Origin of the sequence: Mesotoga infera, from assembly GCA_011045915.1 — a bacterium.
Taxonomy (GTDB): domain Bacteria; phylum Thermotogota; class Thermotogae; order Petrotogales; family Kosmotogaceae; genus Mesotoga; species Mesotoga infera_D.
Genome location: DSBT01000306.1, coordinates 1 through 2269, shown reverse-complemented (window position 1 = coordinate 2269; position 2269 = coordinate 1). Strand labels below are relative to the sequence as shown.

2 protein-coding genes are annotated in these 2269 nt (G+C 47.2%); both read right to left on the bottom strand.

The features are described from left to right. Positions 1–323: 323 nt before the first annotated feature. Positions 324–677 (bottom strand): VOC family protein, encoded by a 354-nt coding sequence (locus tag ENN47_09945; protein HDP78483.1) that lies wholly within the window; start codon positions 675–677, stop codon positions 324–326. A gap of 98 nt (positions 678–775) precedes the next feature. Beyond that, positions 776–2269: ABC transporter permease (locus ENN47_09940; protein ID HDP78482.1), on the bottom strand; the 1494-nt coding region annotated here is incomplete at its 5' end.

Here is a 2269-nt window from a genome sequence, read left to right as displayed (position 1 = left end):
TACGGTCACAGTTAGCCTTAGATCCCACCCTCCTGAAGGCGGGCAGGTTTACGGAGCTGGAGAGTATCCGAAGGGCTCTAATGTAACTGTAAGCGCCGTCCCCAACACGGGGTACGCATTTGGAGCATGGTGCTACGACGACGCGGGAGAGACCTATATCACCGACAATTCAACGTACATTATCCAAAACATTCAGGAGGACATTAGCTTATTTGCTTCTTTCTACCAGCCTTAAAATACTGAAGCCCGGTCTTTCCTGTTAGATAGCCTTTATTAGTTAACTTGATTTCATTTTACAAATGAAGAGCCTGAGGAGAGAATCCTCAGGCTTTTTCCTTCTCTACAAAACCGATTCTGAAACCGTCTGGGTCTTTGATTACGAACTTCAGGATTCCATAGGGAGTCGTTTCGAGAGGAGTATCGATCTCCACAGAGTCTTTGACTCTGTTCCAAAGCTCTTCGATACCGGTGATTCGGAAGTTCAAGATGTCTGAATTCCAGTTTCTTCTCAATCCCGGAGTCTCGATTATCCCAAAGCCGGCCGTTCCATCGAGTTTATAGGACTCCCAGTTGGTTTGCTCGTAAAAAATATCCGGTTCGAACCCGAGGATCTCTTCGTAGAAGACTCTCGCTCTCTCAAGAGAGCTGACAGATATAGTAGCAACCTGAATTTCCATTTCAGCCTCCCAACATTAATTTGTTTTTAGAAGAATAAGGCCGGCGATAAAACCTATCAAAGACCAACCTTAGTCAAACTGAAAGATTTATTTTCACATCACTCTATAGTTCTGATCGATTCCGTTATGCTTAGAGAGGTCACCTTTCTCGACGAAGCGAGTGTGGTCAGTATTCCTGCCCCTATCGCGCCGGCAACCGCTAGAATTATTCCGATCCAGGGTATCGACCAGTTGAGATGACTCATCTCGGATCTCAAGAGCGAATAGACTGTGTAAGAGAGAATCAGGCCTAGAACGACAGACGATACGGCACTTATGAGTCCGAAGATCAAGCCTTCGTACGTAAGCATGGCCTTGAGTTGTTTTCCGGTCATACCCACTGCCCTCAGTATTCCTAACTCTCTGCGGCGCAGGATAATGGTTGTGTTTATGGTGTTTGTTATCCCGCAGATGCCTATGAAGCCAACTATTGCAATAAGCCCGTACACTAGTGTTGAAAGTGTGCTGATCGCGTCTTCAGTCTCTTTTTTGTATTCACTGTATGAGATGAAGGTAGAGTTCCTGTACCTGTCGGCAATCTCTTCGATTGTTGATTCGAGAGCTTTAGCGTCGCCTCCCCTTCGAAGATAGATATCTACATACGAGTAGTGGTCAATGTAGTCCATCATGGTGAGATGGACATCGCCGTTCTCAGGCCGTAGACTCTCAATTATCTTATCGCTGCATGCCGCAAGGATTCCACCCTCGACCGTATAGGCTACCGATGGCAGCTCCTGCACTACGGCGGCAACGACGAACTCCGAGGCAACTGGGACTTGTACCATAGATTCGTTCAGATAGTACGTTTTGAGAAGGACTTTGTCTCCTGCCTCGATTCCATACCTGCTGCTGTTTTCTATGTCGATAATGATTACCGGTTCGGAAGTTGCTCTCGTCAAATCTATTGATCCCGAAATGACTTTCGTCTTCATCAGCTCGATACCGAGATCGTTGTAAGCGAGGAGAGCCATGTACATTCCGCTATTATCAACCATTGTCGCGCGCATTCCGGCCTCAGGGGTTGAGAACGTCGCGAATGACCTGTTATCAAGGTCACGGTCTTCGTATTCGGTGAGCAGTCTTCCAGTAATAAACTTCGCAGCCGCAACTGTCTGTACATCTTCGAATGAGAGTATCTCTTCGATCGTTTGCTCATCGGGTCCGTCATCGTACATGCTTGCCACTCTTATTGAGAAGTCCGACTTCACAACGCCCCGCGCAATTCTCTCAGTATCGAAGTTTCCGGCAAAGTACGAGAAGGCTATGAAAAGAGTTGCCGCCATCGTCATTGAAATGACAGAAATAATCGTCGTGCGAAGGTTTCTCCTCATGTTTCTTTTCGCAAGTTTCAACGGGATCTTCTCTCCCGACGAACTTTGTCCTTTAACAATCCCTTTGACTTCGAAGTCAGAGGGTTCGACCCCGTATTGTCTCATCGCCTCTACGGGCGAGACTTTCCCCGCCCTTAGTGCGGGAATAAGAGAAGATACGACTACCGACAGGAATCCGAGAATGGCTCCAAGTAAGAGTGATAGGGGTGAAATCATAGTTGC

Coding starts and splice junctions, on each gene's coding strand:
- ENN47_09945 (HDP78483.1), bottom strand. CDS start 677: ATGGAAATTCAGGTTGCTACTATATCTGTCAGCTCTCTTGAGAGAGCG.